Consider the following 25919-nt stretch of genomic DNA (forward strand, 5'->3'; position numbering starts at 1 on the left):
TCATGCCGCGCGCGACTGCGCGCGCTGGCGGGCCTCCTCGCGCATCGCGATCGCGACGTCGATCTGCCGCAGGTAGGCACGCTCCGCGGCGAGTGCGTCGCGCGCGACGTCCGGCGTCGTGCGCACGAAGCGGATCGGCAGGTTCAGGCGCGCTTGCGCGAGCTTCCACAGGTCCGCGCGAATCACCGTCCCGATCTTAGGATAGCCGCCCGTCGTCTGCGCGTCGTGCATCAGCACGATCGGCTGCCCGTTCGGCGGCACCTGGATCGTGCCGGGCAGCACCGCGTGCGACAGCAGCTCCACCGGCCGCTCGCGCGCCAGCTCGGCGCCGGCGAGCCGATAGCCCATCCGGTTGCTGTTGGCCGTCACCAGCCATTCCTCATCCCAGAACGCCTGCTGCGCAGCCGCGGCGAACGACGCGTAGTCGGGCCCGGGCAGCACGCGCACCGGCATCGCCCACGGCGCGTGCGTGGGCCGGTGCCGGCGCGGCGGCTCGTCGACGCGCACGAACCCGCACCAGGCCGGCGCCTTGACGCCGAACTCGGGCGCGTCGGCCGCGAGGCAGCCGGCGCCCGCCGGCGGCGCGCCGACCGGCAGACGATCGCCGTCGCGCAGCGCGCGGCCGCCGAGGCCGCCGAAGCGCGACGCGAGATCGGTGCTGCGCGAGCCGAGCATCGGCAGCACGTCGATGCCGCCCGCGATGCACAGATAGCCGCGCATCCCGCGTTTCGCGGCCGGCAGCGTCAGCGTCTGGCCGGCCTCGACCGGCAGGCTCCACCACGAAAACACCGGCCTGCCGTCGAGCGTTGCGCCGAATTCGGTGCCGGTGATCGCGATGCGTGTCGCGCGCGTGAAGCGGAAGGCGGCCGGGCCGATCGTGATCTCGACGGCGGCCGCGTCGGGGCGGTTGCCGACGAGCCGGTTGCCGACCTCGAGCGCGAGGCTGTCGAGCGCGCCGCCCTGCGCGACGCCGAGATGGCGCGCACCGTGGCGGCCGAGATCCTGCACGGTCGACAGCGGGCCGGCCCGCAACACCTCGATGCTGCCCGGCGCTTTGCTCTGGCTCATGTCGCGTGGACCCCCGCAATGGTGAAGCGCACCCGGTCGCCGGGCAGGAGCAGCGCCGGCGGCTGCCGGGACGGATCGAACAGCACGCTCGACGTGCGGCCGATCAGCTGCCAGCCGCCGGGCGACGTGGTCGGATAGACGCCCGTCTGCGCGCCGCCGATGCCGACCGAACCGGCCGGCACCTCGAGGCGCGGCGTCGCGCGGCGCGGCGTGTGCAGCGATGCGTCGAGCCCGCCGAGATACGCGAAGCCCGGCTGGAAGCCCAGGAAGAACACCACGTATTCGGCCGCGGCATGCCGCGCGACCACCTCGTCGACCGTGAGGCCCGTGTGCGCGGCGACGGCCTGCAGGTCGGGCCCGGCGTCGCCGCCGTATTCGACCGGGATCTCGATCTCGCGGCCGTCCGCGTGCTCGACGTCGGCGTTCTCCCACGCGTCGAGCAGCGCGGCCGACAGCGATTCGGCGGACGCGGCGAGCAGGTCGAACACGATCGTCAGGTTGTTCATGCCCGGCACGACGTCGACGACGTGCGGCCAGGCGCGCGCGGCCTCGGCAACGGCCCAGACGCGGCGCTGGCAATCGAGCGTGGCGGGAGGCGGCACTTCGCAGACGAGCGCGGCGTCGCCGAGCGGGTAGATGCGTGGATGCGTCATCGTTCTGGCACGGTTCGGGCGCTCATGTTAGCGCACATTGTCAAGAAGATATCGATAACTTGCCAGTAAGCGTTTTTGCCTAGCTGGTGCCCGCAGGCAGGTGTCGTACACTCGGCACACCCTGACCTCCTGCCCGCGCCGAGTGCCTCATGAAGCGTCAACCGCCCCAGTTCGTTTCTTCCGAACACCTGGTTTCCGATTCGAGCGCGGAGCTGTCCGAGCTCGAATACGGGCTCATCATGGCGGGCAACGCATTCAACCGCTGGATGGTGCGGTGCATGTCGGCCGCCGGCGCGAAGGACATGACGGCGGTCGAGGTGTCGCTGCTGCATCACGTCAGCCATCGCGAACGCAAGAAGAAGCTCGCCGACATCTGCTTCGTGCTCAACATCGAGGATACGCACGTCGCGACCTACGCGCTGAAAAAACTGATCGCCCGAGGCTACGTCAAGAGCGAGAAAAGCGGCAAGGAAGTGTTCTTCTTCGCGACGGACACCGGGCGCGAGCTGTGCCTGAAGTATCGCGAGGTGCGCGAACACTGCCTGATCGAGACGCTCAAGGACAGCGGCCTCACCAACGAACAGATCGGCAACGCGGCGCAGCTGCTGCGCCACGCGTCCGGCCTGTACGACACCGCCGCGCGGGCGGCGGCGTCGCTGTAGGCGGCCGCGCGGCGGCCGCCGGCGACGGCAGGCGTGCCGGCTGCCGATTGCGACGGCAGTTTGACGCGACGGCACACGCGCCGGACGGCGAGGCCGGCTTTCGACGGGCTTTCCGCGCTCACGCGTCGGCCACGTAGGTTTCCTCGTCGGTCACGACCCAGCGCATCGCGAGATCGTGGTCTTCGGCGGGCAGCGCATCGACCCGGCATGCCTCGTAGGCGATGCCGACCGTCACCGGCAGCGCGTCGCCCGGCCACGCGGCAAGCGTGCGGTCGTAATAGCCGCCGCCATACCCGAGCCGGTACAGCCACGTATCGAACCCCACGCACGGAATCAGCAGCAGGTCCGGCACCACGACCACGCCCGACGCGGGCTCCGGAATCCGGTGATGCCCTTCGCGCATCGGCGTTTCAGTGTCCCACGCATGGAATTCGAGCGGCGCGCGCTGTTCCCGGATCACCGGCAGCGCGGCCTGCCGGCCGGCCTGCGCGTCGCGCCATGCGAGCACCGCCGCGCGTGCGTCGAACTCGCCCGGCAGCGGCCAGTAGAACCCGACCGTGCGCGGCGCGAGCCGCTCGAGCAGCGCACGCAATCGCGCGTCGAGCGCATCGTTCGCGGCGGGCTGCGACCCGGCGTCGCGACGGGCCTGGGACAGCGCCTTGCGCAGCGCCAGCTTCCGTTCGGCCAAATGGTTGCGTGCTATGCTTTCGCTCACTCCGTGCTCCATTCAAAACGATGTCGAACAGCCTTTTTCGAGTATATCGCGCGGTCGCGCTGACGCTTTCGGCCGCCGCGCTCGTCGCGGGCACGGCAGCCTGCGCCGCACCGTCCGACGACTTGCTCTCCGGGGACGACCAGACCTTCGTGCAGCTGCGCGAGGCCGCGCGCCGCAACGACGCCGCGAAGGCCGCGCAGCTCGCCGCGATGATCCCGAATTATCCGGTGCCGTCCTACCTCGACTATTTCCAGATCAAGCCGCAGCTGTTCGATGCGACGGGCCGCGCGCGCGTCGATGCGCCGGACGCGCCCGTGCTGTCGTTCCTGCAGCGCTACGACGGCCAGGCGATCGCCGACCGCATGCGCAACGATTACCTGCTCGTGCTCGGCGCGCGCCACGACTGGCGCAAGTTCGACGAGCAGTACAAGCGCTTCGTGCTCGACGACGACACGCAGGTGAAGTGCTACGCGCTCGCGTCGCGCGCGGCGCGCGGCGAGAACGTCGCCGATGCGGCGCGCGCGCTGCTCGTCGAGCCGAAGAACTACGGCGACGCATGCGTCGACCTGATCACCGCGCTCGCCGTCAACCAGCAGTTCACGAGCGACGACGTGTGGCAGCAGGTGCGTCTCGCGTTCGAGCAGAACTACACGACGCTCGGCGGCAAGATCGTCGATGCGCTCGGCGCGCGCCCGGCCGGGTTCGACCAGGCGACGAGCGCGCCGCCGCTGTTCCTCGCGCGCGGCGTCGGCGCCGACGCGGCGTCGCACCAGCTCGCGCTGATCGCGATCGGCCGCATGGCGCGCAACGATCCGGACCAGGCGGCCGGCATGCTCACGTCGCTCGCGCCGTCGCTGACGAAGCCGGAACAGGCGATCGCGTGGGGCGCGATCGGCTACCAGGGCGCGCTGAAGCGCTCGGCGCTCGCGTCGGTCTGGTATGCGAAATCGGCGAACGCGCCGCTGTCGAACTCCGCGTACGAATGGCGCACGCGCAGCGCGCTGCTGGTCGGCAACTGGCCGATGGTGCGCTGGTCGATCGAGCAGATGCCGCCGTCGCTGCGCGACGATCCGGCGTGGGTCTACTGGCATGCGCGCGCGCTCAAGCAGAGCGGCGACACGCTGCAGGCGAACCAGGAATTCGAGCAGATCGCCGGGCAGTTCAACTTCTACGGGCAGCTCGCCGGCGAGGAGCTGGGCCAGCGCACGAAGATCCCGCCGCGCACCACGGTGAGCGACGCGGAGATCGGCGAGATGGCCAAGGTGCCGGGCTTCGCGCTCGCGCAGCGCTTTTACGCGCTGAACCTGCGCCTCGAAGGCAACCGCGAATGGAACTGGCCGCTGCGCGGGATGACCGACCGCCAGCTGCTCGCGGCCGCCGAATACGGCAAGCGCGTCGAGCTGCTCGACCGCACGGTGAACACCGCCGACCGCACGAAGGCCGAGCACGACTTCACGCTGCGCTACCCGTCGCCGTATCGCGACATCGTCGAGCGCTACGCGCAGTCGACCGGCCTCGACATCGAATGGGCGTACGGGCTGATCCGCCAGGAGTCGCGCTTCATCACCAGCGCGCGTTCGTCGGTGGGCGCGGGCGGCCTGATGCAGCTGATGCCGGCCACCGCGCAGCTCGTCGCGAAGAAGCTCGGCCTCGGCCCGATCTCGCGCGCGCAGATGCACGACATCGACACCAACATCCAGCTCGGCACCTGGTACCTGGCGGACATCTACAACAACTTCGACAGCTCGCCGGTGCTCGCCACCGCGGGCTACAACGCGGGGCCGGGCCGGCCGCGCCAGTGGCGCCAGGTGCTGACCCAGCCGGTCGAGGGCGCGATCTTCGCGGAGACGATTCCGTTCAACGAGACGCGCGACTACGTGAAGAACGTGCTGTCGAACACGGTCTATTACGCGGCGCTGTTCGAAGGGAAGCCGCAGTCGCTGAAGAAGCGGCTAGGGACGATCTCGCCCTGATCCGCAACCGCAACCCGCACACTGCCGCGCACGACGCGGCAGTGTGCTTTAGGGCCCGTCATTCGCGGGCACGGGCCCGGTGGAGACTCGAACATGGATCGCCAGACCGTTGCGCTGCTGGGCGGCACCGGCTTCATCGGCAGCCGGCTCGTGAACGCGCTGATCGAAGCGGGCAGGCAGGTGCGGATCGGCACCCGCCGCCGCGACCATGCGCGCCATCTGATGATGCTGCCGGTCGAGATCGTCGAGCTCGACGCGTTCGATGAACGCAGCCTCGCCCGCTTCGTCGCGGGCGCGCACGCGGCCGTGAACCTCGTCGGCGTGCTGCATGGCGGCCACGGCACGCCGTACGGCCCCGGCTTCGAGCGCGCGCACGTCGCGCTGCCGGCCGCGTTCGCGAGCGCGTGCGTCGAGACCGGCGTGCGGCGCCTGCTGCATATGAGCGCGCTCGGCGCGGATTCGCACGGCCCGAGCATGTACCAGCGCTCGAAGGGCGACGGCGAAGCAGCGCTGCATGCGATCGCGGCCACCGATTCGCTCGCGCTGACGATCTTCCGTCCGTCGGTCGTGTTCGGGCCCGGCGACGCGTTCCTCAACACCTTCGCGCGCCTGCAGCGCACGCTGCCGGTGCTGCCGCTCGCGATGCCCGACGCGCAGTTCCAGCCGGTGTTCGTCGGCGACGTCGTGCGCGCGTTCGTCAACACGCTCGACCTCGCGGCCGCGCACGGCAAGACCTACGAACTCGGCGGCCCGACGGTCTATACGCTCGAGGCGCTGGTGCGCTACTGCGGCACGCTGGTCGGCCGGCAGGCGCGGATCGTGCGGCTGCCCGACGCGCTCGCGCGCTTGCAGGCGACGTTCTTCGAATGCCTGCCGGGCGAGCCGGTGATCACCCGCGACAATCTCGCGTCGATGTCGGTGCCGAACGTGCTGTCCGGCCCGCTGGCACCGGAGCTCGGCATCGAGCCGGCGAGCCTCGAAAGCATTGCGCCGGTTTATCTCGGCGACGCGGCGGAGCGTTCGCGCTTCGACTGGTTCCGCTCGCGCCGCTAACCTTCACCCTGCGTTTTCCGGGAACTCAGTCATGAAACTCGTCATTGGAGACAAGAACTACTCGTCGTGGTCGATGCGGCCGTGGGTGCTGCTCAGGCACTTCGGCATTCCGTTCGACGAAATCGTCGTCGAGCTGGATCGCGACGACACGACCGCGCGCATCCTCGAGCACTCGCCGACCGGCAAGGTGCCGTGCCTCGTCGACGATCACGGCTTCGCGATCTGGGATTCGCTCGCGATCGCCGAGACGCTCGCCGAGCGCTACCCGCAGCATCCGATGTGGCCGGCCGACGCGCTCGAGCGCGCGCGTGCGCGCTGCATCAGCGCCGAGATGCATTCGGGCTTCGCGGCGCTGCGCACGCAGATGGGGATGCACGTGCGCGCGTCGCTGCCGGGCCGCGGCGCGACGCCCGAATCGCTCGCCGACGTCGCGCGCATCGACGCGATCTGGAGCGAATGCCTCGAGGCGTCCGGCGGGCCGTTCCTGTTCGGCGAATTCGGCATCGCCGATGCGATGTACGCGCCGGTCGTGATGCGCTTCAACACGTATGCGCCGGGCCTGTCGCCGGAAGCGTCCGGCTACGTCGAGCGCGTGACCGCGTTGCCGGCGGTGCAGCAATGGATCGACGATGCGCGCCGCGAGACGCACGTGATCGCCAAATACGAGTCGTTGCCATGAAGGTCTACGCAGTAGGCGGTGCGATTCGCGACGCGCTGCTCGGCGCGCCGGTGCAGGACCGCGACTACGTCGTGGTCGGCGCGACGCCCGAGCAGATGGTCGCGCAGGGGTTCAAGCCGGTCGGCAAGGATTTCCCGGTGTTCCTGCATCCGCAGACGCACGAGGAATACGCGCTCGCGCGCACCGAGCGCAAGACGGCGGCCGGCTATCACGGCTTCCAGTTCTACTTCGCGCCGGACGTGACGCTCGAGGACGATCTCGCGCGGCGCGACCTGACGATCAACGCGATGGCGCGCGAGGTGAGCCCGGACGGCTCGCTGGTCGGGCCCGTGGTCGATCCGTTCGACGGGCAGGCCGACCTGCGCGCGCGCGTGTTCCGGCATGTGGGCGACGCGTTCGTCGAGGATCCGGTGCGGATCCTGCGCATCGCGCGCTTTGCCGCGCGCTTCGCCGATTTCACGATCGCGGGCGACACGCTCGCGCTGATGCGGCGGATGGTCGATGCGGGCGAGGCCGACGCGCTCGTCGCCGAGCGCGTGTGGCAGGAGGTTGCGCGCGGGCTGATGGAGCGTCGGCCGTCGCGGATGTTCTCGGTGCTGCGCGAGTGCGGCGCGCTCGCGCGGATCCTGCCCGAGGTCGATGCGCTGTGGGGCGTGCCGCAGCGCGCCGACTACCACCCGGAAGTCGACACCGGCGTGCACGTGATGATGGTGGTCGACCATGCGGCGAAGCAGGGCTATTCGCTCGCGGTGCGCTTCGCGGCGCTCACGCACGATCTCGGCAAGGCGACGACGCCCGAGGATGTCCTGCCGCGCCACATCGGCCACGAAGGGCGCAGCGTCGAGCTGCTGAAGCCGCTGTGCGAGCGGCTGCGGGTGCCGAACGAATGCCGCGACCTCGCGCTCGTCGTCGCGCGCGAGCACGGCAACCTGCATCGCGTGATGGAGATGGGCGCGGCGGCGCTGGTGCGGCTGTTCGAGCGCGCCGACGCGCTGCGCAAGCCCGCGCGCTTCGCGGAGATGGTGCAGGCGTGCGAAGCCGATGCGCGCGGCCGGCTCGGGCTGGAGACGCAGCCGTATCCGCAGGCGGAGCGTTTGAGAGTGGCATTGATGGCCGCACGCGCGGTGGATGCCGGGGCGATCGCGAGCGGGTTCCCGGGCGATCCGGGCAAGATTCGCGACGCCGTGCATCGCGAACGGGTGCGGGCCGTGGCGCAGGCGGTCAACGTCGACGAGTGACGCCGCGCCGGCCCGCGCGGCTCATTGCTTCGCGCGGGTGGTGCGCTTGCTGGCCGCGGCGGCGGCCACCGGCCGCTTGCCGGATGCGGCCTTGTCCACGGCCTTGTTCCTGGCCTTGCGCGCGGTGGGCGGCGCCGGGTCCGCATCGCGCACGGGCTGCGCCGCCGCGAGGCGGCGGCTCACGCGCGGCTCGCCGGCGCGCAGCGCCGTGTCGCTGCCGGGCGGCATGATCTCGACCGATGCGGAGGCGAACTCGGAGCGGCTGTCGTCGAACAGCGGCAGCGTGCCGACCACGATCAGTTCCGCGGGCCCGTCGCCCACGTTCGCGACGCGGTGCCGCTTGCGCGCGTCGAAGTGAATCGAATCGCCGGGCGACAGCGGGTAGTCCTTCTTGCCGACGGTGTAGCAGACCTGCCCGGCCAGCACGTAGACGAATTCGTCGCCGCCGTGCGCGACCCATTCCGAGCGGTAGCCTTCCATCATCCGCACCTTGACGGCGTTGATGAGGCTGCCGTCGAAGGTGGTGGAGAGCCGCTCGTAGTGCTGCTGCGTCCGGTCGAGCGCATACGACTCCCGGCTGCCCTGGTGCGAATCGGGCTGCGCCTGGCGCGGCTGCTCGATCAGCTCGCCGAGCGGCACGTTCAGCGCATTGGCGACGTTGACGAGCGACGAAATGGAGATGCCGGTGAGATTGCGCTCGACCTGGGACAGGAACCCGATCGACAGATTGGCTTCGGCGGCGACTTCCAGCAGCGTCTTCCTCGATTCCCGGCGCAGGCGCCGGATACGCTGGCCGATATGCATGATGCATGAATCCATGAATCTCCTTCGTGGCAACGAGTGGAAGGCCGACGGTGGACGCGGTGCGGTCGCCGGGCCGTTTCCTTCCGTGAATCGCACGAAGCGCGACTGCTCGGACGATGATGCCGGCGCATTGTACCGCGCAGCCTCGTTCGGGCGCGTCCGCGCGCGGTGCCCGCGCACGGCGCCTGCGCTGAAAATTTTAGTCCCGCTAAAATTTTGGCTTGACCTCGATTCCGACCTGCTCTAGATTTTCTCGCGCGGCGCAAAAATTTTAGTGGCACCATAATTTTCCTCGCTCTGCCGCATGGGCAGGCACGCTGGATACACGCGCATCCCGGCGCATCCGCGCGCGCCCAGACAACAATGAACAATGTGGGCATCCGATGATCGATCGACTGAAATACAGTTTCTCCGGCCTTCCTCCGTACGATGCATCCGTTGACGAGACACAGGCAGGGCTGTCGCGCCTGCTCGACGCCGTGCAGCTCGACGCCGTGGTCGTCACGTCGCAGGACGAATACATCACCGAATACCTGCCGAGCCGCAACAACCCGCGCTACGCGCTGTCGGGCTTCGACGGCTCGGCGGGCTGCGGCATCTTCCTCGCCGCGGCGGCCGCGCAGGCGCTCGGCGTGCCGCAGTTCGTGCTGTTCGTCGACGGGCGCTATCACCTGCAGGCGGACCGGCAGTGCGATCCGGCGCGCGTGCACGTCGAGAAGCTCGGGCTGAACGCGTCGATCTGGACGTCGATGGCCGACTGGCTGGTCGCCCGTGCGGGCCGGCTCGAGCGGATCGGCTACGACGGGCTGCGGATCAGCGTCGCGCAGCGCGACCGGCTGCTCGCGAGCACGCAGGCGGCGCCGCTCGAGTGGACGAGCCTCGTCGGCCGCGAAATCGACCGGGCGATCGCGCTGCCCGGCTGGGTCGTCGAGCGGCCGATCTTCGAGCTGCCGGAATCGATCACCGGCGTGAGCGTCGCGCGGAACATCGCGACGCTGAACCAGCGGCTCGCCGCGCACACCGGCGCGGCGCAGGGCACGACCGCGTTCGTCACCTGCGCATCGGACGATCTCAGCTATCTGCTGAACAGCCGCGGCTATCACATCCCGAACGCGTCGTCGCATCTCGGCTTCCTGTTCGTGGTGGGCGGGCAGGTCGTGCTGTTCCTGCCGGAAGGCTGCGACCGCTGCCCGGTCGCGCTCGAATCGTATCCGGCGCTGCGGGTGATCCGGCGCGACTTCGCCGAGCTCGAATGCTTCCTCGCGCCGTTCGCGGTCGAGCACCTGTGCTACGGCTTCGAGTCGGTCAACTGCGCGCTCGCCGACACGGTGCGCCGCGTGTGGCCGCAGGCGGCGCACGCCGATTTCAATCCGGTCGAGGCGATGCGGGCCGCGAAGACGCCGGAAGTGCTCGACCAGTTCCGCGCCGCGTTCGTGCGCAGCTCCGCGGCGATCGCCGAGACGATGCGCTGGGCGAAGGCGGGCGAGCCGGGGCAGCGGCACTCCGAATACGACCTGTCCTGCGCGATCAACGACGCGTATGGCGCGCGCTCGGCGGTCGCGCTGACGTTCCCGTCGATCGCGGCGAACGGCGCGAACAGCGCGTCCGCGCATTACACGGCGGCGAGCGCCGACGTCGAGCTGACGGAAGGCGAACTCGTGCTGCTCGACAGCGGCGCCTACTACGAAGGCGGTTTCGCGACCGACTGCACGCGCGTCGTGCTGCGCCGGACCCGCCCGGAGACGGTCGCGCAGCCGTGGCAGCGGGAGATCTACACGGTCGCGCTGAAGGCGTGCATCAAGGGGCTCGTCACGCCGTTCCCGAAAGACGCGACGGGCGGCGACGTCGATGCGGCCGTGCGGCAGGTGTGCCGCGATCATGGCTACGACTTCGGCCACGGCACCGGGCACGGCGTCGGGATTCACGTGCACGAGGGCGGGGTGCGGTTCGCGCCGGGCTCGACGTACGGCCTGGTGCCGAATGCGGTGATCTCGGTCGAGCCGGGCATCTACGTGCCGGGCAAGGGCGGCGTGCGGATCGAGAACATCGTGATCATCCACGCGGGCGACGACGCGCCGGACACGATGCGGTTCGAGAACATCGTCACGGTCGGCTACGACTGGGATCTGATCGACGTCGACCTGCTGACCGACGACGAACGCGATTACCTGCGCGACTACGAGCGGCTGTGCGCCGAGCGCGGCACGCAGGTGACGCCGTGCCCGCTGCTGTAGGCCGCGCGGGCATGAGGGCATGAGGGCCGGCGGGTGAGGCCGGCGGGGGCGCTACCTGCCGCCCCACGCCGATCCTCGCCCGTCGCTCGTCGCCCGCCGCCCGCCGCCCGCCGCCCGTCGCCCGTCGCCCGTCGCTCGTCGCTCGTCGCTCGTCGACTGCCGCTCGTCGCTCGTCGCTCGTCGACTGCCGCTCGTCGACCGTCGCCCGTCGCTCGCCGCTCGCCGCTCGCCGCTCGCCGCTCGCCGCTCGCCGCTCGCCGCCCGCCGCCCGCCGCCCGCCGCGATCAGTTCAGCAGCCGCGCCCGCACGAACGGCACGACCTGCTCCGCGAGCCACGCATGCGTGCGGGTGGTCGGGTGCAGCGTGTCCCAGAACACGAAGCGGGCCGGGTCGCGGCAATCCGCGCGCGGCGTCTGCGCGACCATGTAGGTGACCGACGACGGCTTCGGAATGTCGAGGCACGAGCGCGCCGAATCGTCGAAGCCGTATTTGGCCGGGTGGCTCAGCAGGTCGTCGAACAGCGCGTACGCGTCGAACACCTCGAGCCGCAGCGTCGCGCCGTAGCGTGCGCGCAGCGCGGCGGCCGCGTCGGCGAGGCGCCTGTTGTAGTCCTTCACCTGCGCGGCCACGCTCGCCGTGTCGCTGCGCGTCGCGAACACCGGCGCGCGCGACACGTCCGGCAGCGTCACCAGCATGATCCGCGTCGCGCCGGCCGCGGCGAGCCTGTCGAGGCTGTCGCGCACCGCGTTCGCCGCCTGCTCGGGCGTGCGGTTGTAGTTCACGAGGTCGTTGCCGCCCGCGAACACCGCGAACAGCGTGTTGCCGGGCCGGTAGTCGGGGGCGCGCTCCATGTATTCGCGCCACGAGTCGATCTGCTGCACGAGGCCCGGCACGACGAGGTACTGGTCGGTCGCCGCGCCGCCGATCGCCCAGTTGTAGAACGGCAGCCGCAGCGCGTTCGCGAGATATTCCGGCCACACGGGCCCGTTGCTGAAGCGCCCCGCGTGCCAGCTCGTGCCGTTCGGCAGCTTCCACTGGCTCGCATTGAACATGTTCTGGGTGTCCGACAGGCTGTCGCCGAACACGATCAGCTTGTTCACGCGCGCGTCCTGCTGTGCGGCGTCGATCGTCCAGACGGTGTAGTTGAACGACAGCGCGTTGTTGGCCGCGACCGCCTGCGTGAGATCGGCCTTGATGCCTTTCGCGGCCAGCGTCTTGCGGCACACGTCGGCGAGCGTGTCCTGCGACGTCGTGCTGTAGAACATGTTCTTCCACTGCGTGACGCCATCGGCCCACCAGTAGCCGGGCACCCGGTACCAGTCGCCGCTGCCCGCATCGCGCGCCCATTCATAGGTCGCGGCCGGCTTCAGCGGATCCGCGTCGATCCGGTACCAGCAGCGCAGGTACGTGTAGGTGCCGGCGCCGCGGCGCGCCGCGCGCAGCGATGCGGCGGCTCCGCCCGGCGGCGAGGCCGGCGCGACATCGGGGCCGGACGGCGACAGCGACATGTCGCCCGTCGGGGTCGGCAGCGGCGCGGGGGCGGCGGCCATTGAGTGCGTGGCGGAGAACGTCAGGACGGCGCCCAGCGCCGCGGCTGCGGCCAGACGGGATGACAACGCATTGAGCGCAAGACGGGAATGATGCATGGAGCCCTCCGATTGTTGTGATTGGCGACCCAGCGCGGGTGCGCTGAGTGTATCGGAGGACGTTCGCGCCGGGCTCGGGCCCGGTCTGTCGAAGTATTCTGAAGCCGGCGCTCAGCGCACCAGGGACGACACGCGCCCGTCGGGCCCGTAGAAGCCGACCGCCGCGGGCGCGGAGCGCAGCACCGCGAGCGCGCGTTCGTTGTAATCCATCCGGATCCGGATCAGCATGCCGTTGTTCGCATTGGCCTGGCGGGCCCGTTCGGCGGCCTGCTGCAGCAATTGCCAGCGGCCGGACAGGCGCGCGTCGCGCTCGGCCGCCTGGTCCATGCCCTTCTTGCCGCCGGGGAAGCCGAGCGCGCCCAGCTGGGTGTCGCGCGTGCGTTCGAGCTGCGCGAGGCGGTCGATCAGTTCGGTCTTCTTTTCGATGATGTCCGGCAGCATCGCGAGCGGCTGGGGCGTCGTCAGCGCCTTTTCTTCATACGCGAGCAGCGACGCGAACGCCTCGACCGTCGCGTGTTCGTCGTTGACCGTGGCCAGCAGCTCGTCTCTCATCGCCATTCGCTCATCAGGCCGCCGCGCGGACGGGCCGCACGCCGGCAAACCGGGGTGGCCGGCCTTGCGGGCCGGATCAGCTGCCCTGCGGGCGCTGCTGCTGCAGCAGCTCGCGGGCGGTATTCAGTACGCCGTCGGCGATCTTGCTCGCGTCGATCGTCAGGGTGCCGTCGTTCAGCGCGTCCTTGATCGACTGGACGAGGCCCGTGTCGATGTCGGTGCTGCCGAACGCCGACAGCGTGCGCAGCTGGCCCGACAAACCCGACAGGTTCACGGTCGCATCGCCGCCGCGCGCGCCTGCGGCGCCTGCTTGCGGGGCGGCCGTCGCGGGCGCGTCTTGCTGCGGGCGGCCCGCGCCGTTGCCGGTCGCGGCCGGGGCGCGGGTGTTCGGGTTGGGCGTCGGATCGATTTTCACGATGGTGTTCCTGTGCGGTTTGACCCAGATAACGGCAAGGCGGGGCCAAACTTTAGCATCCCCGGCCCCGGTCAATCCGCTTGAGAATCAGAAACTTGTCGTGTCAGAGCGGAATTTCCACCGTTCCGGCGTCCTTGACGATCGCCGTGACGATCTGTCCGGCCGCCAACCGCACCCGCACCGACTGGCCCGGCGCCGCGTTCGCGAGCGCGCTGCCTTCGGCCGAGATCGTGAAACCCGGCCCGGCCGCGACGACCCGCACGGTCTGGCCGGCCGACACCGATGCCGCGCTCTTCAGCATGTCCTGGCGCAGCGGCAGCCCGGCCGCGACGCGCGCGAGCGCGGTCGCGCCGATCGCCTGCGACGGATCGGTGATCACGGCCTGCGGCAGCACGGTGAGGTCGCCGTCGCGCGCGACCAGGTCGGCCGCCGTCAGCGGCTCGCCCGGCGCGATCTGCCGCGCGGCGACGTAATAGGTGGCCTGCACGACGACCTTCGCCTGCAGGTAGACCGTCCACGGCCGCTCGCCCGCGCAGCGCACGCCGACCGTGGTGCGGCCCCACAGGCGCGCGCCGGTCGGCAGGAACGGTTCGAGCGTGGTGCACGCGGCGAGCCCGCGCGGCAGCGACGGCGACACGGTCGCGGTCGTCTTGCCTGGCAGGCCGGCGATCTGCTGCTGAAGGAAGGCGAGCGCCGTGCGCTGGATCGCATCGGGATCCTGCTGGCCGGGCAGCGTCGCGGGGGCCGGCACGGCCGGGCTGGCGCGCAGCGCCGGCTGCCGGGGCGCGAGCGCCGGGCGCAGGGGCGCGCGCGGATCGGGTGCGCCGGACTGGGCGGCCGTGCCCGCGACGACGGTTACGATCCGGCCCGGATCGCCGGCAGCCATGGCCGGCCGGGCCGAGCGGGCGGCGCCATAGGCGGGGGCGGGGTTGCCGGCCGGCGGCGCGGCGATGCGCGGGGTGGCAGGCGCGGGGGCCGGTGCGGCCGGCAGGACCGTGACGGTGCGCGGCTCGAACGCCGACGCGCCGGCCGGCTGCCCGGCCGCGATCGTCGCGGCGTTTGTGGCGTTTGCGGCGTTGATGCCGGGCACCACCGTGACGACGCCCGCCGGTTGCGCGCCGACGCCCGTCGCGCGCACCGCCTGGGCCATCTCCGGCGCCATGCCTGCCTGCGCGGGCCCCGCCGTCCGCCCGGCGCTCGCCGCGCCGGCGGCCGAGAGCGCGGTCTCGGCCGTCTCGCCGCGCCCGGGAATCACGATCATCCCGTCGTCCGCCGCGTGCGCGGCGCCGAGCCACAGCGCCGCGGCGAGCGCGAACGCGCGCCGCATGCGCGGCCGCCGTCCGTTGTCGCTGCGAAGTGCGCTGCCGGTCATCGCCGTGTCCTCGATCCGTTGTTCCGGATTGCATTCTAGGGAGCGGGGCCGCCGCGCAAACGATGAATAGAGGGGGCCTTTGCCGCGTTATTCGTCCGATTGCCGGTTGCGTGCGCCGCCTACCATGCGTGTCATGGAAAAAAGCCTCTTTGGCCGCCGCGCGGCGAAAGAGCGGTGCAGCGCTTGAAACGGAGAGACGCACAGATGCTGGACAAACTCGATGCCGAATTCGCGTTCGGCCGCCAGGCGCTCGACGTGCGCGCCTATCGGCAGGAACTGCTGTCGTCGAACATCGCGAACGCCGACACGCCGGGCTACCAGGCCCGCGACGTCAATTTCTCGTCGACGCTCGCGCGCTCGCTGAAGCAGGCAGGCGGCGGCCTTGCGCCGAGCAACGCGGCGCCGCTCGCGATGGCGCAGCCGGCCGGCGTGACGAGCGGCATGACGATGGCGTCGACCGCGGCGGGCCACATGGCCGGCACCGTGCAGCTGATTCCGACCGGCGGGCCGTCCGACAACTACGGCCGGGCGCAATACCGCCAGCCGACGCAGCCCGCGCTCGACGGCAACACGGTCGAGCTCGACGTCGAGCGCGTGCAGTTCGCGGACAACGCGCTGCACTACGAGAGCGGCATGACCGTGATGACCCAGCAGATCAAGGCGATGATCGCCGCGATCACGTCGAATTCGTGATCGCGCGCCGCCTGTAACCGAACCGCAAGTCCGCAATAAGGAGCCTCCATGCCCTCGTTGATGAACATCTTCGGCGTCGCCGGCTCGGCGCTGTCCGCGCAGTCGCAGCGCCTGAACGTGACGGCCTCGAACCTCGCGAACGCCGACAGCGCGACCGGCCCCGACGGCAAGCCGTACAAGGCGAAGCAGGTCGTGTTCGCGGCCGATCCGCAGGGCCGCGCGCGCACCGCGTCCGGCCAGGGCGTGGGCGGCGTGCGCGTGGCGAAGGTGATCGACGATCCGTCGCCGATGAAGTCGACCTACGATCCGGCGAACCCGGCCGCCGACGCGAACGGCTACGTGCAGATGCCGAACGTCGACCCGGTGCAGGAAATGGTGAACATGATCTCGGCGTCGCGCTCGTACCAGGCCAACGTCGAGACGCTGAACACCGCGAAGCAGCTGATGCTGAAGACCCTGACGATCGGCACCTGAGCCGCGTCTCCACTCATCCGACAGAAGGCCTGACGAATGGCATCCTCCTCCACGACGATCGGCGGCAACGGCACGTCCATGTCGACCCTGCCGACCGACACGATGAACACGCAGAACACGTCGACGAACGGCACGTCGGCCACGGGCACGTCGACGGGCAGCACGCTGTCGACCACGTCGGCGAGCGACCTGCAGACGACGTTCCTGAAGCTGCTCGTCACGCAGCTGCAGAACCAGGACCCGACGAGCCCCGTCGACAGCTCGCAGATGACCTCGCAGCTCGCGCAGATCAACACGGTGAGCGGCATCGCGCAGCTCAACACGTCGCTGACGTCGCTGTCCACGCAGCTCACGGCCGGCCAGCAGACGCAGGCGGCGCTCCTGATCGGCACCAACGTGCTCGCGCCGGGCAACGGCGTCGCGGTGAAGGGCGGCGCGGCGTCGCCGTTCGGCGTGTCGCTCACGAAGGACGTGTCGAACCTGACGATCACCGTGAAGAACGACGCGGGCGTCGTCGTCAACACGATCGAGGCGGGCAAGCAGTCGGCCGGCACCGTGCCGTTCAACTGGACGCCGACCGACGCGGCGGGCAACACGCTGCCGAACGGCAAGTACACGGTGAGCGCGCAGTACACCGGCGCCGACGGCAAGACGTATGCGCCGACCGTGCTGTCGGCCGCGCAGGTCCAGAGCGTGATCAAGCAGGCGGATGGCACGGCGGGGCTCGTGCTGTCGAACGGCACGACGGTGCCGCTCACCCAGGTTGCGTCGATTTTCCCGAATGCGCCGTCGACCGGCGGTTCCACCACCAACTGATTCAGCTTCCACGAAACGGAGACCGAAATGGGTTATCAACAAGGTTTGAGCGGCCTCTCGGGGGCGTCGAACGCGCTCGACGTGATCGGCAACAACATCGCGAACGCGAACACGGTGGGCTTCAAGTCGAGCACCGCGCAATTCGCGGACATGTACGCGAACTCGGTCGCGACGTCGGTCAACACCCAGATCGGCATCGGCACGCAGATCTCGTCGGTGCAGCAGAGCTTCGGCCAGGGCACGATCAACACGACGAACAATGCGCTCGACGTCGCGATCAACGGCAACGGCTTCTTCCAGATGTCGAACAACGGCGTGGTCACGTATTCGCGCGACGGCACGTTCCGGCGTGACAAGAACGGCTTCATCGTCGACTCGCAGGGCCGCAACCTGATGGGTTACAACGCGGTCGCGGGCGGCGTGATCAACACCGCGGCGACCGTGCCGATGCAGGCGCCGACCTCCAACCTCGCGCCCACCGCGACGACCAGGATCACCGGCCAGTTCAACCTGAACTCGCAGGACAAGGTGCCGGCCACGACGCCGTTCTCCGCGACGGACAGCACGACGTACAACTACTCGACGTCGATCCAGGTGTACGACTCGCTCGGCGGCGCGCAGCAGGTCGACATGTATTTCGTGAAGAGCGCGACGGCCGGCCAGTGGGAAGCGTACGCGGGCGTGCACGGCCAGCCGACGACCGACCTCGGCGCGGTGACGTTCAACACGTCGGGCCAGATCGCGAGCACGACGCCTGTCGCGCCCGTCACCGGCTCGACCGGCCAGTTCCAGTTCACGATTCCGGCCACCGGCGGCTCCGCGACGCCGCAGCCGCTGACGCTCGACCTGACCGGCACGACCCAGTACGGCGGCAAGGACGGCGTGAACAACCTCGCGCAGGACGGCTTCGCGAGCGGCACGCTGACGACCTTCACGATCGGCGCCGACGGCAAGCTGACCGGCAACTACTCGAACGGCCAGACCCAGACGCTCGGCCAGATCGCGCTCGCGAACTTCAACAACCCGAACGGCCTCACGAACCTCGGCGGCAACCAGTACGCCGAGAGCTCCGCGTCGGGCGTGCCGCAGATCTCCGCGCCGGGCAGCACGAACCACGGCGTGCTGCAGGGCAGCGCGCTGGAGAACTCGAACGTCGACCTGACGGCCCAGCTCGTCAACCTGATCACCGCGCAGCGCAACTACCAGGCGAACGCGCAGACGATCAAGACGCAGCAGGCCGTCGACCAGGCGGTCATCAACCTCTGACGCGCGGATAACGGGCAGCCATGGACCGACTGATATACACGGCGATGACGGGCGCGTCGCAGGCGCTCGACCAGCAAGCGGTCGTCGCGAACAATCTGGCGAACACGTCGACGACCGGCTTTCGCGCGCAGCTCGCGACCTATCGCGCGGTGCCGATGAATTTCGGCGACGGCAGCACGATCAACCCGACGACGACCCGCACCTACGTGCTGTCGTCGACGCCCGGCGCGGACTTCGCGCCGGGGCCGATCTCGCGCACCGGCAACCCGCTCGACGTCGCGGTGCAGGGGCCGGGCTGGCTGTCCGTGCAGACGGCCGACGGCAACGAGGCGTACACGCGTGCGGGCAACCTGCGGGTCGACGAGAACGGCCAGCTCGTCACCGCCGGCAACCAGCCGGTGCTCGGCAACGGCGGCCCGATCTCGGTGCCGCCGAACGCGGAAGTGACGATCGGCAAGGACGGCACGGTGTCCGCGCTGATGCCGGGCGACCCGCCCACCGCGGTCGCGATCGTCGACCGGATGAAGCTCGTCAACCCCGATCCGGCGACGATCACGCGCGGCAACGACGGGCTGTTCCGCACCGCCGACGGCAACCCGGCGGACGCCGACCCGAACGTCGTCGTCACGCCGAATTCGCTCGAAGGCAGCAACGTCAACCCGGTGAACGCGATGGTGTCGATGATCGACAACGCGCGCGCATTCCAGCTGCAGTCGAAGCTGATCGAGACCGCCGACCAGAACGAGCAGTCGGCGAACCAGCTGCTCAATTTCAGCTGAGCGACCGGCCCGGCTAACGAAGGAGAAATGTCAAAGTGAACCGTTCGCTCTACATCGCCGCCACCGGCATGAATGCGCAGCAGGCGCAGATGGACGTGATTTCCAACAACCTCGCGAACGTCGGCACCAACGGCTTCAAGGGCTCGCGCGCGGTGTTCGAGGACTTGCTGTACCAGACGATCCGCCAGCCCGGCGCGAACTCGACGCAGCAGACCGAGCTGCCGTCGGGCCTGCAGCTCGGCACCGGCGTGCAGCAGGTCGCGACCGAGCGCATCTACACGCAGGGCAGCCTGCAGCAGACCAACAACTCGAAGGATCTCGCGATCGACGGCGCGGGCTTCTTCCAGGTGGTGATGCCGGACGGCACCAACGCGTACACGCGCGACGGCTCGTTCCAGACCAACGCGCAGGGCCAGCTCGTCACGTCGAGCGGCTACCAGATCCTGCCGGCGATCACCGTGCCGCAGAACGCGACCGCGCTGACCATCGGCAAGGACGGCGTCGTGACGGTCAAGCAGGCGGGTTCGAACAACTCGGTGCAGATCGGCTCGATCCAGATCGCGACCTTCATCAACCCGACCGGCCTCGAGGCGAAGGGCGAGAACCTGTTCGCCGAGACCACGTCGTCGGGCGCGCCGAACGTGTCGCAGCCGGGCCTGAACGGCGCGGGCACGCTCAACCAGGGCTATGTCGAGGCGTCGAACGTGAACGTCGTGCAGGAGCTCGTCAACATGATCCAGACGCAGCGCGCGTACGAAATCAACAGCAAGGCCGTGACGACGTCCGACCAGATGCTGCAGACCGTCACGCAGATGGCGCGCTGATTGCCGGACTCGTCGCCATGAAGCAGGTCGTCCGTTCCGTTTCGTTCCGGGTGCGCCGTATCGGCGCGCCGGCCGCCGCGCTCGCGCTCGCGGTGCTCGCCGGCTGCGCGCAGATCCCGCGCGAGCCGATCATCCAGCAGCCGATGTCGGCCCAGCCGCCGGTCCCGCCGTCGATGCAGGCGCCCGGCTCGATCTACAACCCGGGCTATGCGGGCCGGCCGCTGTTCGAGGACCAGCGCCCGCGCAACGTCGGCGACATCCTGACGATCGTGATCGCGGAGAACATCAACGCGACCAAGTCGTCCGGCGCGAACACCAACCGCGCGGGCAACACCAACTTCGACGTGCCGACCGCCGGCTTCCTCGGCGGGCTGTTCAACAAGGCGAACCTGTCGGCGACGGGCGGCAACAAGTTCAACGCGACGGGCGGCGCGAGCGCGGCGAACACGTTCAACGGCACGATCACCGTGACCGTGACCAACGTGCTGCCGAACGGCAACCTGATCGTCAGCGGCGAGAAGCAGATGCTGATCAACCAGGGCAACGAATTCGTGCGCTTCTCCGGCGTCGTCAACCCGAACACGATCTCCGGCGCGAACTCCGTCTTCTCGACGCAGGTGGCCGACGCGAAGATCGAATACTCGGCGAAGGGCTACATCAACGAAGCCGAGACGATGGGCTGGCTGCAGCGCTTCTTCCTCAACCTCGCGCCGTGGTGACGACGATGCGTACCTTGCTCGCGCGCGTGATGCGCCACCTCGTCCTGTCCCGCCGCCGCGCGGCCGCCCGCTGCGCGTTCGCGGCCGCCTGCGTGCTCGCAGTCGCGCTCGCGCCGGCCGCCGCGCACGCGGAACGCCTGAAGGATCTCGCGCAGATCCAGGGCGTGCGCGACAACCCGCTGATCGGCTATGGCCTCGTCGTCGGCCTCGACGGCACCGGCGACCAGACGATGCAGACGCCGTTCACGACGCAGACGCTCGCGAACATGCTCGCGAACCTCGGCATCTCGATCAACAACGGCTCGGCCAACGGCGGCGGCTCGTCGCTGTCGAACATGCAGCTGAAGAACGTCGCGGCGGTGATGGTCACCGCGACGCTGCCGCCGTTCGCACGGCCCGGCGAGGCGGTCGACGTGACCGTGTCGTCGCTCGGCAACGCGAAGAGCCTGCGCGGCGGCACGCTGCTGCTCACGCCGCTGAAGGGCGCGGACGGGCAGGTGTACGCGCTCGCGCAGGGCAACATGGCGGTGGGCGGCGCGGGCGCCAGCGCGAACGGCAGCCGCGTGCAGGTGAACCAGCTCGCGTCGGGCCGCATCGCCGGCGGCGCGATCGTCGAGCGCTCGGTGCCGAACGCGGTCGCGCAGATGAACGGCGTGCTGCAGCTGCAGCTGAACGACATGGACTACGGCACCGCGCAGCGCATCGTGTCGGCGGTGAACGCGAGCTTCGGCCCGGGCACCGCGACCGCGCTCGACGGCCGCACGATCCAGCTCGCGGCGCCGGCCGATTCGGCGCAGCAGGTCGCGTTCATGGCGCGCCTGCAGAATCTCGACGTGAGCCCGGACAAGGCCGCCGCGAAGGTGATCCTGAACGCGCGCACGGGCTCGATCGTGATGAACCAGATGGTCACGCTGCAAAGCTGCGCGGTTGCGCACGGCAACCTGTCGGTGGTCGTCAACACGCAGCCGGTGGTGTCGCAGCCGGGGCCGTTCTCGAACGGGCAGACCGTCGCCGCGCAGCAGTCGCAGATCCAGCTGAAGCAGGACAACGGCGCGCTGAAGATGGTGACGGCCGGCGCGAACCTCGCCGACGTCGTGAAGGCGCTCAACACGCTCGGCGCGACGCCCGCGGACCTGATGTCGATCCTGCAGGCGATGAAGGCCGCCGGCGCATTGCGGGCCGATCTGGAGATCATCTAAATGGCGAATTCCGCGAATCTGCCCAACGGGAACGACCTGTCGCAGCGCTTCGCGCTCGACGTGCGCGGGTTCGACGCGCTGCGCGCGCAGGTCAAGCAGTCGCCGCAGGCCGGCGCGAAGCTCGTCGCGGGCCAGTTCGACGCGATGTTCACGCAGATGATGCTCAAGAGCATGCGCGACGCGACGCCCGAGGGCGGGCTGTTCGACTCGAGCACGTCGAAGATGTACACGTCGATGCTCGACCAGCAGCTCGCGCAGCAGATGTCGTCGCGCGGGATCGGCGTGGCCGACGCGCTGATGAAGCAGCTGATGCGCAACGCGAACCTCGGCGCGGGCGCGGGCGGCGCGGCGGATGCCGGCGCGGCCGGCCTCGGCCTGGCCGGCAACGAAGGCGGCCTCGCCGCGATGAACGCGATGGCGAAGGCCTATGCGGAAGCCGGCGCGAACAACGGCGCGCTGGCGCGCGAGCGCGGCTACTCGGCCGGCAGCGCGCTGACGCCGCCGGTGAAGGGCGCAGGCAGCTCGCCGGACGCCGACGCATTCGTCGACCGGCTGGCCGCCCCCGCGCAGGCCGCGAGCGCGGCGACCGGCATCCCGGCGCGCTTCATCGTCGGCCAGGCCGCGCTCGAATCGGGCTGGGGCAAGCGCGAGATCCGCGCGACCGACGGCTCGACGAGCTACAACGTGTTCGGCATCAAGGCGAACAAGGGCTGGACGGGCCGCACGGTGTCGGCGCTGACGACCGAATACGTGAACGGCGCGCCGCGCCGCGTCGTCGCGAAGTTCCGCGCGTACGACTCGTACGAGCACGCGATGACCGACTACGCGAACCTGCTGAAGAACAATCCGCGCTACGCGGGCGTGCTGAGCGCCGGCCGCAGCGTCGAGGGTTTCGCGCACGGGCTGCAGAAGGCCGGCTACGCGACAGACCCGAACTACGCGAAGAAACTCATCACGATCATGCAGCAGATCGGCTGAGCGGCCCCGCCCGCCGCCGCACCGCCTGCCTCTTCCTCGAACCGCGCCCGGCCCCCCGCCGCGCGCGGTTTGAACGTTTGCGCGAAAAAATTCGGGAAATCGATCTAAACTTTCGGTCAGCACTGCCGCTAAGTGTGAGAGACCTGCGACCGGGTCGCCGTTCTGGCCCGGTTTTTTGCGCACCGGTTACCGGGCGCCCATGACAAGAAAGACCGGCAAGCCATGAATATCGAACTGTCGACGGACCCGAGCCAGGACGCGGGCCATTCCGGGCCCGACTACGCACGCCGCAATCCGCTGGAAATCGGCGTGCAGCTGCGCAACCTCGTGAACCGCGGCGATTTCCTCACCGTTCAGTACCCGGGCGGCCAGCTCGTCACGCGGCTGCTCGAGGTCGACGTCGGCGCGCGCACCTTCACGTTCGACTGGGGTGCGCTCGCCGAACAGAACAGCGGCATCCTTGCCGCGCCGCACTGCAAGTTCTCGGCGTCGCCGGAAGGCGTGCGCGTCGAATTCGGCACCGGCACGCCGCGCGAGACCCGCTACGAAGGGCTGCCCGCGTTCGAGGCCGATTTCCCCGACCTGCTGTACTGCATCCAGCGGCGCGAGTATTTCCGCGTGGATGCGCCGATCGTCGATCCGTTCGTGTGCCGCGGCAAGCTGCCGGACGGCGAGAGCTTCCTGTTCGAGGTGCACAACCTGTCGCTCGGCGGCGTCGGGCTGCGCACGGCCGACGAGCGCGTCGAGGCGCTCGAGCTCGGCACGCTGCTGCCGGACGTCGAGCTCGAGCTGAACGGCCACGGCAAGCTGTCGCTCGACCTGCAGCTCGTGTCGCAGCGCTCGACCCAGCTGCCGAACGGCACGCGGCGCTTCCAGCTCGGCTTTCGCTTCATGTCGCTGCCGGGCAGCGCCGAGAACACGCTGCAGCGCCTGATCACCCAGCTCGAGATGAAGCGCCGCCAGCTCGCGCGCGCCTGAGCTTCGTTTCGCCCGCGTTCGCGCCCGTTTGCGGGCGCGCGCGGGCATGCCGGCACCGGCCCGGCGAGCGCCGCACGCCCGTGCGGCGGACCTGCATTTTTTCCTCAATTTTTTCGATCCGCGGCCGTTATACCGGGAGTCACGCAACCCGGCGGCCGCAGAGCGGCCGGCTCATCAGGATCGCGCATGTCCAACACTCTCATGAACCTCGGTATCAGCGGCCTGAACGCCGCGATCTGGGGACTGACGACGACCAGCAACAACATCAGCAACGCGGCGACGCCCGGCTACTCGATCGAGCGCCCCGTCTATGCGGAGGCGAGCGGCCAGTACACCGGCAGCGGCTACCTGCCGCAGGGCGTGAACACCGTCACGGTGCAGCGCCAGTACAGCCAGTACCTGAGCGACCAGCTGAACAGTGCGCAGACGCAAAGCGGCGCGCTGTCGAGCTGGTCCTCGCTCGTCGCGCAGCTGAACAACTACGTCGGCAGCCCGACGGCCGGGATCTCGACCGCGATCACCAACTATTTCACCGGGTTGCAGAACGTCGCGAACAAGGCGGCCGACACGTCGGTGCGGCAGACTGCGATGAGCAACGCGCAGGTGCTGGCCGACCAGATCAAGGCGGCCGGCTCGCAATACGATGCGCTGCGCCAGAGCGTGAACGCGCAGCTGTCCAGCACCGTTTCGCAGATCAATTCGTATACCGCGCAGATCGCGCAGCTGAACCAGCAGATCGCGGCCGCGGGCAGCCAGGGCCAGCCGCCGAACCAGCTGCTGGACCAGCGCGACCTCGCGGTGTCGAAGCTGTCGGGCCTCGCGGGCGTGCAGGTGTCGCGCAACAGCGACGGCTACAACGTGTTCCTCGCGGGCGGGCAGCCGCTCGTCGTCGCCGACAAGAGCTATACGCTCGCGGCCGTCACGTCGCCGTCCGATCCGAGCGAGCTGAGCATCGTGTCGCAGGGCATCGCCGGCGCGACCCCGCCGGGCGCGAACCAGGCGCTGCCGGATGTGTCGCTGTCGGGCGGCACGCTCGGCGGCCTGCTCGCGTTCCGCAGCCAGACGCTCGATCCGGCGCAGGCGCAGCTCGGCGCGATCGCGACCAGCTTCGCCGCGCAGGTCAACGCGCAGAACGCGCTCGGCGTCGACCTGGCGGGCAACCCGGGCGGCAACCTATTCACGGTCGGCAACCCGACCGTGTATGCGAACCAGGCGAACACGGGCAATGCGACGCTCAACGTGGCGATCGCGAATCCGTTGCAGCCGCCGACGGGCGATTACACGCTGTCGTACGACGGCACGAATTACACGCTGACAGACCGCGCGAGCGGCTCGGTGGTCGGCACGTCGACGGCGATGCCGGGTTCGATCGGCGGGCTGAACTTCTCGTTCTCGTCCGGCACGATGAGCGCGGGCGACAAGTTCACGGTGCAGCCGACGCGCGGCGCGCTCAACGGGTTCGGGCTCACGACGTCGAACGGCTCGACGATCGCGGCGGCGTCGCCGTACGTGTCGTCGGCCACGACGACGAACCTGGGCACCGGCACGATCGGGCCGGTGAAGGTCACGAACCCGGCAGCCGTCAGCGCCGGGTACAACTACACGGTCACGATGGGCGGCACCGCGGCTGCACCGACCTATACGGTGACCGACAACACCACGGCGCCGCCGACGACGGGCCCCGCGCAGGCATTCCAGTCGGGCACCCCGATCACGCTGGCGAGCGGCGTCTCGGTGACGGTGTCGGGCGCGCCCGCCGCCGGCGACACGTTCAAGATCGTGCCGAACGCGGGCGGCACCAGCGACGGCAGCAACGCGCTCTCGCTCGCGCAGCTCGTGACCGCGAAGCAGCTCGGCGGCGGCACGACGACGCTGACCGGCGCGTACGCGAACTACGTGAACGGGATCGGCAACACCGCGGCCCAGCTGAAATCGTCGAGCGCCGCGCAGACCGCGGTCGTCGGCCAGATCACGGAAGCGCAGCAGCAGGTGTCGGGCGTGAACCAGAACGAGGAAGCGGCCAATCTGATGCAGTACCAGCAGCTCTACCAGGCGAACGCGAAGGTGATCCAGACGGCGGCCTCGCTGTTCCAGACCGTGCTTGGCCTGTTCAACTGACCGGATTTCGA

At 69.8% G+C, this 25919-nt stretch carries 25 protein-coding genes; 17 read left to right on the plus strand and 8 right to left on the minus strand.

The genetic code is table 11. The annotated features are described in order from the left end of the window. Together ABFO07_RS03280 and pxpB are read right to left on the minus strand one after the other, a co-directional pair. Nucleotides 1-1068: a biotin-dependent carboxyltransferase family protein gene (locus ABFO07_RS03280; protein ID WP_059886528.1), complete on the minus strand. Its 1068-nt coding sequence runs from the start codon at nt 1066-1068 to the stop codon at nt 1-3. Further along, nucleotides 1065-1721, minus strand: coding sequence for a 5-oxoprolinase subunit PxpB (gene pxpB, locus ABFO07_RS03285; RefSeq protein WP_059886526.1), 657 nt, complete (start codon nt 1719-1721; stop codon nt 1065-1067). The genes ABFO07_RS03280 and pxpB overlap by 4 nt, the downstream gene beginning before the upstream one ends. 149 nt (nt 1722-1870) lie before the next feature. Between pxpB and ABFO07_RS03290 the strand changes: the two genes are divergently transcribed. Beyond that, nucleotides 1871-2383: a winged helix DNA-binding protein gene (locus tag ABFO07_RS03290; protein ID WP_059563734.1), complete on the plus strand. Its 513-nt coding sequence runs from the start codon at nt 1871-1873 to the stop codon at nt 2381-2383. Between the two features lie 118 nt (nt 2384-2501). On the opposite strand, the gene ABFO07_RS03295 is transcribed toward ABFO07_RS03290, so the two are convergent. After that, complete coding sequence (locus ABFO07_RS03295) at nt 2502-3110, minus strand: 5-formyltetrahydrofolate cyclo-ligase (protein WP_059563735.1); 609 nt, start codon at nt 3108-3110, stop codon at nt 2502-2504. 8 nt (nt 3111-3118) lie between these two features. Here ABFO07_RS03295 and ABFO07_RS03300 point away from each other — a divergent pair, with 8 nt between their 5' ends. From ABFO07_RS03300 to ABFO07_RS03315, 4 genes are all read left to right on the plus strand, one after another. After that, nucleotides 3119-5071 carry a lytic transglycosylase domain-containing protein gene (locus ABFO07_RS03300; protein ID WP_060015983.1) on the plus strand — a complete coding sequence of 651 codons (1953 nt, stop codon included), beginning with the start codon at nt 3119-3121 and terminating at the stop codon, nt 5069-5071. Nucleotides 5072-5164: 93 nt separating this feature from the next. Further along, entirely contained in the window at nt 5165-6124 is a 960-nt protein-coding gene (locus tag ABFO07_RS03305; protein WP_059563737.1) for a complex I NDUFA9 subunit family protein, read from the plus strand. A 31-nt stretch (nt 6125-6155) separates the two neighbouring features. Further along, entirely contained in the window at nt 6156-6803 is a 648-nt protein-coding gene (locus tag ABFO07_RS03310) for a glutathione S-transferase family protein (protein ID WP_059563738.1), read from the plus strand. After that, nucleotides 6800-8041: a multifunctional CCA addition/repair protein gene (locus ABFO07_RS03315; protein ID WP_059803435.1), complete on the plus strand. Its 1242-nt coding sequence runs from the start codon at nt 6800-6802 to the stop codon at nt 8039-8041. The genes ABFO07_RS03310 and ABFO07_RS03315 overlap by 4 nt, the downstream gene beginning before the upstream one ends. A gap of 21 nt (nt 8042-8062) precedes the next feature. Here ABFO07_RS03315 and ABFO07_RS03320 read toward each other — a convergent pair whose 3' ends face one another. Beyond that, nucleotides 8063-8860, minus strand: a complete 798-nt coding sequence (locus ABFO07_RS03320; protein ID WP_060292186.1) for a helix-turn-helix domain-containing protein — start codon at nt 8858-8860, stop codon at nt 8063-8065. A 368-nt stretch (nt 8861-9228) separates the two neighbouring features. Between ABFO07_RS03320 and ABFO07_RS03325 the strand changes: the two genes are divergently transcribed. Beyond that, a complete protein-coding gene (locus ABFO07_RS03325) occupies nt 9229-11079 on the plus strand; it encodes a M24 family metallopeptidase (RefSeq protein ID WP_347468312.1) in 1851 nt (616 codons plus the stop codon). Nucleotides 11080-11363: 284 nt separating this feature from the next. Here the strand turns inward: ABFO07_RS03325 and ABFO07_RS03330 are convergent, their stop codons facing one another. From ABFO07_RS03330 to flgA, 4 genes are all read right to left on the minus strand, one after another. Next, on the minus strand, nt 11364-12725 hold the full coding sequence (locus ABFO07_RS03330) for an SGNH/GDSL hydrolase family protein (protein WP_347468314.1): 1362 nt from the start codon (nt 12723-12725) through the stop codon (nt 11364-11366). Nucleotides 12726-12836: 111 nt separating this feature from the next. After that, nucleotides 12837-13277 carry a flagella synthesis protein FlgN gene (locus ABFO07_RS03335; RefSeq protein ID WP_059563762.1) on the minus strand — a complete coding sequence of 147 codons (441 nt, stop codon included), beginning with the start codon at nt 13275-13277 and terminating at the stop codon, nt 12837-12839. Nucleotides 13278-13353: 76 nt separating this feature from the next. Then, entirely contained in the window at nt 13354-13692 is a 339-nt protein-coding gene (gene flgM / locus ABFO07_RS03340) for a flagellar biosynthesis anti-sigma factor FlgM (protein ID WP_059563744.1), read from the minus strand. Nucleotides 13693-13795: 103 nt separating this feature from the next. Continuing rightward, the gene (flgA, locus tag ABFO07_RS03345; RefSeq protein ID WP_430733033.1) at nt 13796-15064 is read right to left on the minus strand and encodes a flagellar basal body P-ring formation chaperone FlgA; all 1269 of its coding nucleotides are present in this window, start codon (nt 15062-15064) and stop codon (nt 13796-13798) included. A gap of 204 nt (nt 15065-15268) precedes the next feature. On the opposite strand from flgA, the gene flgB reads away from it, so the two are divergent. The 11 genes from flgB to flgK all read left to right on the plus strand — a co-directional run bounded on the left by flgB (nt 15269) and on the right by flgK (nt 25908). Continuing rightward, nucleotides 15269-15757 (plus strand): flagellar basal body rod protein FlgB, encoded by a 489-nt coding sequence (flgB, locus tag ABFO07_RS03350; protein WP_059906701.1) that lies wholly within the window; start codon nt 15269-15271, stop codon nt 15755-15757. Nucleotides 15758-15805: 48 nt separating this feature from the next. Then, nucleotides 15806-16231, plus strand: a complete 426-nt coding sequence (flgC, locus tag ABFO07_RS03355; protein WP_026045251.1) for a flagellar basal body rod protein FlgC — start codon at nt 15806-15808, stop codon at nt 16229-16231. A gap of 36 nt (nt 16232-16267) precedes the next feature. Further along, the gene (locus ABFO07_RS03360) at nt 16268-17047 is read left to right on the plus strand and encodes a flagellar hook assembly protein FlgD (protein ID WP_059886507.1); all 780 of its coding nucleotides are present in this window, start codon (nt 16268-16270) and stop codon (nt 17045-17047) included. 27 nt (nt 17048-17074) lie between these two features. Continuing rightward, nucleotides 17075-18313: a flagellar hook protein FlgE gene (gene flgE, locus ABFO07_RS03365; protein WP_059803423.1), complete on the plus strand. Its 1239-nt coding sequence runs from the start codon at nt 17075-17077 to the stop codon at nt 18311-18313. Between the two features lie 20 nt (nt 18314-18333). After that, nucleotides 18334-19092: a flagellar basal-body rod protein FlgF gene (gene flgF, locus ABFO07_RS03370; protein WP_059566361.1), complete on the plus strand. Its 759-nt coding sequence runs from the start codon at nt 18334-18336 to the stop codon at nt 19090-19092. Between the two features lie 35 nt (nt 19093-19127). Next, a complete protein-coding gene (gene flgG / locus ABFO07_RS03375; protein ID WP_059566362.1) occupies nt 19128-19916 on the plus strand; it encodes a flagellar basal-body rod protein FlgG in 789 nt (262 codons plus the stop codon). A gap of 17 nt (nt 19917-19933) precedes the next feature. Next, the gene (gene flgH / locus ABFO07_RS03380; RefSeq protein WP_059566363.1) at nt 19934-20635 is read left to right on the plus strand and encodes a flagellar basal body L-ring protein FlgH; all 702 of its coding nucleotides are present in this window, start codon (nt 19934-19936) and stop codon (nt 20633-20635) included. Further along, nucleotides 20629-21834, plus strand: a complete 1206-nt coding sequence (locus tag ABFO07_RS03385; RefSeq protein ID WP_059886503.1) for a flagellar basal body P-ring protein FlgI — start codon at nt 20629-20631, stop codon at nt 21832-21834. Before flgH ends, ABFO07_RS03385 begins: the two co-directional genes overlap by 7 nt. Further along, nucleotides 21835-22812 (plus strand): flagellar assembly peptidoglycan hydrolase FlgJ, encoded by a 978-nt coding sequence (flgJ, locus tag ABFO07_RS03390; protein ID WP_059566364.1) that lies wholly within the window; start codon nt 21835-21837, stop codon nt 22810-22812. It begins immediately after the preceding gene. Nucleotides 22813-23034: 222 nt separating this feature from the next. Further along, nucleotides 23035-23790 (plus strand): flagellar brake protein, encoded by a 756-nt coding sequence (locus tag ABFO07_RS03395; protein ID WP_059566365.1) that lies wholly within the window; start codon nt 23035-23037, stop codon nt 23788-23790. A 186-nt stretch (nt 23791-23976) separates the two neighbouring features. Beyond that, nucleotides 23977-25908, plus strand: coding sequence for a flagellar hook-associated protein FlgK (flgK, locus tag ABFO07_RS03400; protein WP_059566366.1), 1932 nt, complete (start codon nt 23977-23979; stop codon nt 25906-25908). Nucleotides 25909-25919 lie beyond the last annotated feature (11 nt).

Source organism: Burkholderia stagnalis (assembly GCF_039848545.1).
In the GTDB taxonomy this organism is placed as follows: Bacteria; Pseudomonadota; Gammaproteobacteria; order Burkholderiales; family Burkholderiaceae; genus Burkholderia; species Burkholderia stagnalis.

What these genes read in the sequence shown, in the direction of transcription:
- ABFO07_RS03280 (WP_059886528.1), bottom strand. Translation starts at nt 1,068, where the DNA reads ATGAGCCAGAGCAAAGCGCCGGGCAGCATCGAGGTGTTGCGGGCCGGC.
- pxpB (WP_059886526.1), bottom strand. Translation starts at nt 1,721, where the DNA reads ATGACGCATCCACGCATCTACCCGCTCGGCGACGCCGCGCTCGTCTGC.
- ABFO07_RS03290 (WP_059563734.1), top strand. Translation starts at nt 1,871, where the DNA reads ATGAAGCGTCAACCGCCCCAGTTCGTTTCTTCCGAACACCTGGTTTCC.
- ABFO07_RS03295 (WP_059563735.1), bottom strand. Translation starts at nt 3,110, where the DNA reads ATGGAGCACGGAGTGAGCGAAAGCATAGCACGCAACCATTTGGCCGAA.
- ABFO07_RS03300 (WP_060015983.1), top strand. Translation starts at nt 3,119, where the DNA reads ATGTCGAACAGCCTTTTTCGAGTATATCGCGCGGTCGCGCTGACGCTT.
- ABFO07_RS03305 (WP_059563737.1), top strand. Translation starts at nt 5,165, where the DNA reads ATGGATCGCCAGACCGTTGCGCTGCTGGGCGGCACCGGCTTCATCGGC.
- ABFO07_RS03310 (WP_059563738.1), top strand. Translation starts at nt 6,156, where the DNA reads ATGAAACTCGTCATTGGAGACAAGAACTACTCGTCGTGGTCGATGCGG.
- ABFO07_RS03315 (WP_059803435.1), top strand. Translation starts at nt 6,800, where the DNA reads ATGAAGGTCTACGCAGTAGGCGGTGCGATTCGCGACGCGCTGCTCGGC.
- ABFO07_RS03320 (WP_060292186.1), bottom strand. Translation starts at nt 8,860, where the DNA reads ATGGATTCATGCATCATGCATATCGGCCAGCGTATCCGGCGCCTGCGC.
- ABFO07_RS03325 (WP_347468312.1), top strand. Translation starts at nt 9,229, where the DNA reads ATGATCGATCGACTGAAATACAGTTTCTCCGGCCTTCCTCCGTACGAT.
- ABFO07_RS03330 (WP_347468314.1), bottom strand. Translation starts at nt 12,725, where the DNA reads ATGCATCATTCCCGTCTTGCGCTCAATGCGTTGTCATCCCGTCTGGCC.
- ABFO07_RS03335 (WP_059563762.1), bottom strand. Translation starts at nt 13,277, where the DNA reads ATGAGAGACGAGCTGCTGGCCACGGTCAACGACGAACACGCGACGGTC.
- flgA (WP_430733033.1), bottom strand. Translation starts at nt 15,064, where the DNA reads ATGACCGGCAGCGCACTTCGCAGCGACAACGGACGGCGGCCGCGCATG.
- flgB (WP_059906701.1), top strand. Translation starts at nt 15,269, where the DNA reads ATGCTGGACAAACTCGATGCCGAATTCGCGTTCGGCCGCCAGGCGCTC.
- flgC (WP_026045251.1), top strand. Translation starts at nt 15,806, where the DNA reads ATGCCCTCGTTGATGAACATCTTCGGCGTCGCCGGCTCGGCGCTGTCC.
- ABFO07_RS03360 (WP_059886507.1), top strand. Translation starts at nt 16,268, where the DNA reads ATGGCATCCTCCTCCACGACGATCGGCGGCAACGGCACGTCCATGTCG.
- flgE (WP_059803423.1), top strand. Translation starts at nt 17,075, where the DNA reads ATGGGTTATCAACAAGGTTTGAGCGGCCTCTCGGGGGCGTCGAACGCG.
- flgF (WP_059566361.1), top strand. Translation starts at nt 18,334, where the DNA reads ATGGACCGACTGATATACACGGCGATGACGGGCGCGTCGCAGGCGCTC.
- flgH (WP_059566363.1), top strand. Translation starts at nt 19,934, where the DNA reads ATGAAGCAGGTCGTCCGTTCCGTTTCGTTCCGGGTGCGCCGTATCGGC.
- flgJ (WP_059566364.1), top strand. Translation starts at nt 21,835, where the DNA reads ATGGCGAATTCCGCGAATCTGCCCAACGGGAACGACCTGTCGCAGCGC.
- ABFO07_RS03395 (WP_059566365.1), top strand. Translation starts at nt 23,035, where the DNA reads ATGAATATCGAACTGTCGACGGACCCGAGCCAGGACGCGGGCCATTCC.
- flgK (WP_059566366.1), top strand. Translation starts at nt 23,977, where the DNA reads ATGTCCAACACTCTCATGAACCTCGGTATCAGCGGCCTGAACGCCGCG.